Source organism: Shewanella sp. 8A (genome assembly GCF_023475945.1).
GTDB classification, from domain to species: domain Bacteria; phylum Pseudomonadota; class Gammaproteobacteria; order Enterobacterales; family Shewanellaceae; genus Shewanella; species Shewanella xiamenensis.
Window position 1 is genome coordinate 58964 of record NZ_JAMDJP010000024.1, and the last position, 6434, is coordinate 65397.

Sequence of the window (6434 nt, forward strand, 5' to 3'; positions counted from 1 at the left end):
CTTTTACTGAATAAGCATGATGAAAACCGTATGAGAGTGTCACGCGCATTTATTTAAGTGCTCCTTTAGGCTGAACTGTTAGCTTCTATCAAGGCAGCCAGCCTTCAAAATATGACTGATTAACGAATGTCATATTCAGATTACATATACAGATAGTGTGATATCAAAAGAGGTCAATTATTAGCTTGGCTTAACGGCTAGTTGCACTAAATTGTCCCATAGCGCCTGTGCTACTGGGCCTAGTGGCGAGTGGGGCGGCCGCATCACATAGTAATCAAGTTGGATCAGGTTTTGTCTTTCTTGTAGTTCAAGCTGTTGTAAGCTTCCTTCTGCGATGGCTTCTTCGACCATATAATAGGGAAGTTTTCCCCATCCCATCCCTCCTTGAATAAGCATTTTCTTCGTATAAAAATCATTCACATACCAACGGCGCTGCCCAGCTTGCACCCCAAATTCGATATTGGCGGTGCCAGTGCCAGTATCTTGGATCACAATTTGGTACTCGTTCACCAATTGCCTTACATGACTTAGATTTGGATAACGGCTCAGTAAACGGGGGGAAGCAACATCCAATAAACTCCCTGAAAATAAATAACCAAGCTCATAATGGCTTGAGCGAAGCAGCTCAATACCGCCAGCTGAAATCGCAATATCGGCTTTGCCTTGATTTAGGGCTTCGAGTGCCCCAGTTAAATACTCTTGCTTAAGAATAATTTGTGTATGTGGAAACTCATTTTGTGTGCGCTCTAACATCGGCAAGATTCGAGCAAGATTAAAGGAGGCCTCAAAGGCTAAGGTGATACTGGCCTCGTTACCTTTGGCTAAATGCTTGGCCACTTGGCGCATTTCCTGCGCTTCATTCAGTACGCGCTGGGCGTATTGCAATAGCTTTCGTCCCTCTTGGGTCAGTGCTAACCGATAACCTTGGCGGTCGAACAGCACTACATCTAGCTGGGATTCCAATTGTTTAATGCTCTGACTGATCGCCGGCTGGGTCTTATGGAGTTTGTCACTGGCGGCCTTTAGTGAGCCAGCGAGGGCGACGGTATTGAACATCAGCAGCTGTTCTAAGGTCATGGCAATACTCTTAAACAAATAAAGAATTATTTTAAAAGATGTTAGATATTATTCCATATTTATTTATTTTTTGTGGGCGCATAATCTCGCCATATGACAGTAGTGGGCACAAAATACGAGCCCACTACTTTGCGTTTAGGATACTGTTTAGTAAGAGTTTATACGGAATTAGGTCTAAAAGTGATGAGTAATGAGGTCGTTATGTCAATCAATCAATTATGTTTTGCCAAAGGTGAAAATAAAACCGCGGCTGAGGCTGACCCTCAAAAACTCTTTGTCTGTGCCAATACCTTAAATCGTGCGGCGGCTTTGGTAACGCTCGCCATGAGCATAGTGTTTTTATTCTCGGGCATGGGTAAGTTACTCAGCGTGTCGTTTTTCCATGCGCCCTTTAGCGTGATGAATTTACCAACGGGTTTTGGCTACTTTATCGGTGTGGTTGAAGTGCTGGGCGCTATTGCTATTGGCTGGCGTGAATCTCGAGTCCTGTCGGCAACAGCATTACTGTCGGTGATGATGGGAGCCATTTATTACCACTTTAATTTTGAAGCTACCCTTAACGCGCTACCCGCATTGTTATTATCTGCCTTGCTTTTTTTAATCATCAAGTTAGATGAAACCGTCGATAGATTAGTGCGTTTTCAACGTCAGCTGGTGGACATAAAAGCGGTTTTCTGATTTTGGCCGCCGCGCAGACAAGTTTCAATTTACAAGTGACAACTCACTGTTTAATCAAGAGACATTTACTATGACGTACGCGAACTCGGCTCAAATGCCAGTGCTGTTTGTTCCCCATGGTGGCGGGCCTTTACCATTACTCAATGATGCAAATCATCGGGAATTACGGTCATATTTATCCAAGGTGGCAGAGACTATTCCCACGCCCAAGGCGATTGTATTAGTTACCGCCCACTGGGAAGAGGCGCAGGTGACACTGTCGAGCCATTCTCATCCTGGTATGCTGTTCGATTACTATGGTTTTCCCCCTGAGGCTTATACGCTTTCTTATCCTGCACCCGGTGAGCCGCAGCTCGCCGAAACCATTGTCAGTTTACTTAAGGCAAGCGGCATTGAGGTACGGTTGGATAATCAACGCGCCTTCGATCACGGCACCTTTGTGCCACTTAAGTTGATGTATCCTGAGGCCAACATTCCTGTGGTGCAAATGTCCTTAGTGCAGCATCTGGACCCGAGTGCCCATATTGCTATCGGTGAAGCATTGGCATCATTACGTACCCAAGGGGTGCTGATTGTGGGGTCTGGCATGTCGTTTCACAATATGCGCGCGTTTTTCTCCGGCGATCCTAAGGTGTTGCATCGCAGCCAAGCGTTTGATACTTGGTTAACCGATGTAGTGACATCAGGCGATAACCACGCTAAGGCACAATTAATCGATTGGCAATCAGCGCCAGAGGCGCGTTTTAGCCACCCAAGGGAAGAGCATTTAATTCCCTTACATGTGTGTTTTGGGGCGGCGCATTTACAGACGCCAAAAGCCACGCATCAATTTAGTGGCGTGTTATTTAACACGGCAATCTCGGCTTATCTCTGGTCTTAATTTGTCCCTAAAAGCAAAAGGTTCATCATGTTGTGCGTTTGGCGCATCATGACGAACCTTTTTGTATTTTTAGCCTTGTCTATTTTAGCCAATTGGTGGCTGGCTCTTACTCAGTAATGGGGACAACTCTGAGATGTTGGTATTCCTGCTTAAGCGGTAAACACCAGTCCCACACTGAATAGGGTACTGAAAATCATAGTAAGTTTTGCTGTGCGTCCCAATAGTGGATTAAGCGCCTCACCCGATACAGCATAGAAATCGCTACTGAGTTTACGGGCGATAAGCAGAGATAAACCCGCCAACAATACCGGTAATCCAGGTAGAATGCCCAGTAAGAATCCCGCGATCACTAAACCAAAGGGTAAGTAAATTAAGGCTTGATACAAGACTTTGGCCTGTGCCTCGCCAATCCTCACGGCTAGGGTATGTTTGCCCGCTTGGGTGTCGGTGCGAATATCGCGGGTGTTGTTAACTAACATAATGGCGGCGTTAAATAAGCCAATCGCACAGCCAAGTAGCCACGCATTCAAATTAGTATCACCTGCCTGCAAATAATAACTGCCGACCACAGCCACTAAGCCAAAAAACACAAAGGCGGCAACTTCACCTAGCCCGTGTGAGGCTAAAGGATAAGGACCGCCGCTGTAGCCGAGGGCGCCTAAAATCGCCGCCGCCGCTAAAATCGCTATTGGCCAACCACCGTGCCAAATCAAATAGGAACCTACTGTTAACGCGAGTAATAGGCAGAAAATCATCGCATTACGTACTTTATAGGCTGGGATCATCCCGCTTTGCGTCACGCGAACTGGGCCAATACGTTCGGCAGTATCGATACCATTTTTAAAATCAAAATAGTCATTGGCGAGGTTGACAGCGATCTGCAATAAAATCGCGCACAACATCGATGTCACGGCAATTAACCAACTGAAACGCTCAAGGTGCAGCGCCAGAATATTACCAATTAACAGGGGACCGATTGCCGCGGGTAAGGTGCGAGGTCTGATGGCTAAAATCCAAGGATTCATGATGTCTAGTCGCTATCTAAAAAGGAATGAGTAGTGAACAGCGCCATAGCATAACAAGAAATTACCCTAAAGTGAGTACTATCTAATACACGCATGTAATAGAGTTTGAATTGGCGCACAGATGTTTCGCGGTTAGGGAAAAGATTTGCCGCCAATGTCAAAGAAAATCCACATTGTCTGTGCTTTTATAGTTTATGCCGTTTACCCGTATGTCATTGGTAAAGCCAGTAACTTAACGCTGATAGAGCCTTGAGTGTAAGGCAAGTCATCGGGCTTAGCTGCCGGAGAATGAGCACGTCACCTTTATGTCAATGATAAGGATTCGATAGGATGCGTTTCGATAACCAAGTGGCGTTGATCACCGGAGCTGGCGCAGGGCTTGGGAGAGCCTATGCCATTATGTTGGCAGAGCGGGGCGCCAAAGTGGTGCTTGTCGACCAACCTAAGGTGTCCTCTAAACGCCAAAAACACCCTGATGCTGACTATAGCAATGATGAATTGCGCCAAACCCATGAGACGATTTTAAAACTCGGGGCCGAGTGCCTTTGCTTTGAGGTGGATGTCAGTCAACAGATGGATGTTCAGACTATGGTGAATAGCTTGCTTCAATGTTGGCAGGGCGTGGATATATTAATCAATAATGCCGGTGTTTATGGTGCTCGTCCTTTTGAGCATATTCAACAAGCTGAGTGGCAGCGGCAGTTTGACGTTGATGTTAATGGCAGTTTTTATCTGACTCAAGCAATATGGCCAGCGATGAAAGCACAGGGTTATGGCCGCATTTTGATGACAACGGGGGTTTCGGCACTCTTTGGTGATTTACACCAAGTCGCATTCAGTGCCGCCAAGATGGCTTTAGTGGGAATGGTAAACAGCCTATCGATAGAGGGCGAGCAATATAACATTTATATCAATAGCTTATGTCCTCAGGCATTAACGGCTATGACTCGAAAGCATTTAGCTCCTGCGATTCAACCGCTATTTTGCTTTGATACGCTGACTGCGACCGTGGCGTTTTTAGTGAGTCAAAAGGCCCCTAATGGTCAGCATTTATTGGCGGGCGCTGGCAGTGTCAGCCACGGCAGATTCGCTGAGTTTCAGTCTATCTACTTTAGTGAGGGACAATGTACGCCCGATAAACTCGTGAAATATTGGTCAGAACTTCACAATGCCTTTCCGGTTAATTTACATTCCTGTGGTGAGGATAAAGTGTTGGCTTGGTCAAAACAGAGCGCTCTTGAGCATCATATAAAAATTGAGTAGTTCGGCGTGCGTTTTTCCCTACTGGTCAGCCCTAGTCGAACTGGGTTACCCTTGGGTATTCATTGCTAATTTTCCGTAGGATCCCATGAGTCAGGTATTAGACGATCTCTTATCATTATTATCCCTTGAGCAAATCGAAATCGGGCTGTTTCGCGGTCAAAGTCAAGACCTAGGGTTTGGGCATGTGTTTGGTGGGCAAGTCATGGGACAGGCCTTGAGCGCGGCTAAGCAAACCGTACCAGCTGAGCGCCAAGTGCATTCGCTTCACTCTTATTTTTTACGCGCAGGAGATGAGAAGTTACCCATAGTGTATGAAGTTGAAAATATGCGCGATGGGGGCAGCTTTAGTGCTAGGCGGGTGAGTGCAATACAAAAGGGACGGCCGATTTTTCATATGACCTGTTCCTTCCAAGAACCCGAGGTGGGTTTTGAACATCAAGCACAGATGCCGCAGGTGCCTGGCCCTGAAGGTTTATTAAATCAAAATGAGTTGGCTATGACCTTAAGGGATAAAGTCCCAGCAAGGATCCTTGAAAAGTTTATGGAAGACGCGCCAATTGAGATGCGCTTAGTCAACCCTCTGCATCCCTTCGCACCTAAAGAAACCGAGCCATATCGCTATGTGTGGTTAAGGGCAAATGGTGCAATGCCAACAGATAGTCATATCCATGAATATTTACTAGCCTATGCCTCCGACTTTAATTTTTTAGTCACGGCGGCTCAGCCCCATGGCGTGTCGTTTTTAACCCCGGGCATCCGCATGGCAACCATTGATCATGCGATGTGGTTCCACCGACCCATTAATATGGGAGAATGGTTGCTCTATAGTATCGATAGCCCAAATGCCAGTGGGGGGCGTGGGTATGTCCGAGGACAATTTTTTAATCAGCAGGGCGAGCTTGTCGCATCGACGACCCAAGAGGGGCTGATCCGTATGGTAAAAGGAAGCTAATATGTTACTGAAATTAAAAATATTTATTCTATTCTGTTTAAGCTCATTGACGATGGCTGGTTGCGTAACGGTACAACCTGAACCACCCATTATCATCAATGGAGCGGCGGGTTATTTAGAGAAAATTATCTTGCCACAAGGCAGTGAAATTACTATTGCCATTATCGATTTGAATACTCCAGGGGCCATTATTGCTCAAAAAAGCTTTAATATCGCCCGAGCGCCTGTGCCATTTAAGTTCTTATTACCCGCGCAATCAATCGATAAACGTATTAATTATGGCGTAGTGGCTATGATCAAGTACCAGGACAAGGTGATTTTCCAGACCTATGATCGTTTCCCCGTGATTAATAATGGTAAATACACCACTGAAGTATTGATGAAGGCGGTGATGATTAATCAGTAAAGCATGTGTTATTTTAAAAGCCCTTTTCGTAAGGGCTTTTTGTTTTTAGCCCAAAACCACCTACTTCAGTAGGTGGTTATCATCATATGAGGCTTTGCCTGTATACCTACTCATGTTAAATGCATCTTTGATTTTTAGCGAAGTCAAAAGAGG

The 6434-nt window shown here is 45.7% G+C and carries 7 protein-coding genes; 5 read left to right on the top strand and 2 right to left on the bottom strand.

The window, feature by feature from the left end; genetic code table 11:
- Positions 1 to 180: 180 nt before the first annotated feature.
- Positions 181 to 1077: a LysR family transcriptional regulator gene (locus M0413_RS16855; protein WP_069454759.1), complete on the bottom strand. Its 897-nt coding sequence runs from the start codon at positions 1075 to 1077 to the stop codon at positions 181 to 183.
- A gap of 201 nt (positions 1078 to 1278) precedes the next feature.
- Here M0413_RS16855 and M0413_RS16860 point away from each other — a divergent pair, with 201 nt between their 5' ends.
- Positions 1279 to 1755, top strand: a complete 477-nt coding sequence (locus M0413_RS16860; protein WP_249554986.1) for a DoxX family protein — start codon at positions 1279 to 1281, stop codon at positions 1753 to 1755.
- A 70-nt stretch (positions 1756 to 1825) separates the two neighbouring features.
- Complete coding sequence (locus tag M0413_RS16865) at positions 1826 to 2635, top strand: DODA-type extradiol aromatic ring-opening family dioxygenase (RefSeq protein WP_249554988.1); 810 nt, start codon at positions 1826 to 1828, stop codon at positions 2633 to 2635.
- A 149-nt stretch (positions 2636 to 2784) separates the two neighbouring features.
- Here M0413_RS16865 and M0413_RS16870 read toward each other — a convergent pair whose 3' ends face one another.
- Positions 2785 to 3660 carry a 1,4-dihydroxy-2-naphthoate polyprenyltransferase gene (locus M0413_RS16870; protein ID WP_037425645.1) on the bottom strand — a complete coding sequence of 292 codons (876 nt, stop codon included), beginning with the start codon at positions 3658 to 3660 and terminating at the stop codon, positions 2785 to 2787.
- Between the two features lie 330 nt (positions 3661 to 3990).
- On the opposite strand from M0413_RS16870, the gene M0413_RS16875 reads away from it, so the two are divergent.
- From M0413_RS16875 to M0413_RS16885, 3 genes are all read left to right on the top strand, one after another.
- Positions 3991 to 4923: an SDR family NAD(P)-dependent oxidoreductase gene (locus M0413_RS16875; RefSeq protein WP_047537251.1), complete on the top strand. Its 933-nt coding sequence runs from the start codon at positions 3991 to 3993 to the stop codon at positions 4921 to 4923.
- A gap of 85 nt (positions 4924 to 5008) precedes the next feature.
- A complete protein-coding gene (tesB, locus tag M0413_RS16880) occupies positions 5009 to 5875 on the top strand; it encodes an acyl-CoA thioesterase II (RefSeq protein ID WP_037417495.1) in 867 nt (288 codons plus the stop codon).
- 1 nt (position 5876) lies between these two features.
- Positions 5877 to 6281, top strand: coding sequence for a YbaY family lipoprotein (locus tag M0413_RS16885; RefSeq protein ID WP_037425639.1), 405 nt, complete (start codon positions 5877 to 5879; stop codon positions 6279 to 6281).
- The last annotated feature ends 153 nt before the right edge of the window (positions 6282 to 6434 follow it).

Bases quoted from the DNA above. Each gene is read 5' to 3' on its own strand.
- M0413_RS16855 (WP_069454759.1), bottom strand. From the start codon at position 1,077: ATGACCTTAGAACAGCTGCTGATGTTCAATACCGTCGCCCTCGCTGGC.
- M0413_RS16860 (WP_249554986.1), top strand. From the start codon at position 1,279: ATGTCAATCAATCAATTATGTTTTGCCAAAGGTGAAAATAAAACCGCG.
- M0413_RS16865 (WP_249554988.1), top strand. From the start codon at position 1,826: ATGACGTACGCGAACTCGGCTCAAATGCCAGTGCTGTTTGTTCCCCAT.
- M0413_RS16870 (WP_037425645.1), bottom strand. From the start codon at position 3,660: ATGAATCCTTGGATTTTAGCCATCAGACCTCGCACCTTACCCGCGGCA.
- M0413_RS16875 (WP_047537251.1), top strand. From the start codon at position 3,991: ATGCGTTTCGATAACCAAGTGGCGTTGATCACCGGAGCTGGCGCAGGG.
- tesB (WP_037417495.1), top strand. From the start codon at position 5,009: ATGAGTCAGGTATTAGACGATCTCTTATCATTATTATCCCTTGAGCAA.
- M0413_RS16885 (WP_037425639.1), top strand. From the start codon at position 5,877: ATGTTACTGAAATTAAAAATATTTATTCTATTCTGTTTAAGCTCATTG.